Genomic DNA, 555 nt, shown 5'->3' on the forward strand with positions numbered 1-555 from the left:
GGGTTATGTTGTGCCCGACAGCTTCACTCATGGCACGTCTGAGCAGCGTATGCGCTGGTTTAAGCGCGGTTTCGACAGCGGCAAGCTCACGGACTGCGACACATCGACGGGACCGCTTTAAGTCGAGACGAAATTCCGACAGAGCGATCTACCGCTGCCTGGGCTAGCGCACTATATCCCTCCCATCGCTGATCCTGGGAGGGGCCGTCGTGGAAATCATTACACCTCATATTGCCAATATCGGGCTGTTCGTCAGCGCCGCTCTTGTTCTGCTTCTCATTCCCGGTCCAGCCGTTCTCTATCTTGTCGGGCGCTCGGTCGAGCAAGGCAGGCTTACTGGACTGTATTCGATCCTCGGAATTCACACGGCGACGCTCGTCCATGTCGCTGCGGCGTCGTTCGGATTGTCCGCCGTCCTCGCCTCGTCGGCGCTTGCCTTCAGCATCGTCAAATATGCCGGTGCTGCCTATTTGATTTGGCTCGGCCTCAGGAAAATCTTTGGCCGGACCAGTGCCAACGATGTCGAGGTGACAGCATCAGGGCATAGCCATCGCC

Annotated in this window: 2 protein-coding genes; both read left to right on the forward strand. The window is 58.0% G+C overall.

The features are described from left to right. The coding region (locus AC1D0P_RS27650) for a neutral zinc metallopeptidase (protein WP_477679654.1) at window positions 1–121 on the forward strand (121 nt) is incomplete at its 5' end. A gap of 88 nt (window positions 122–209) precedes the next feature. Next, the coding region (locus AC1D0P_RS27655; protein WP_477679653.1) for a LysE family translocator at window positions 210–555 on the forward strand (346 nt) is incomplete at its 3' end.

It is taken from the genome of Polaromonas sp. P1_G2 (assembly GCF_056405515.1).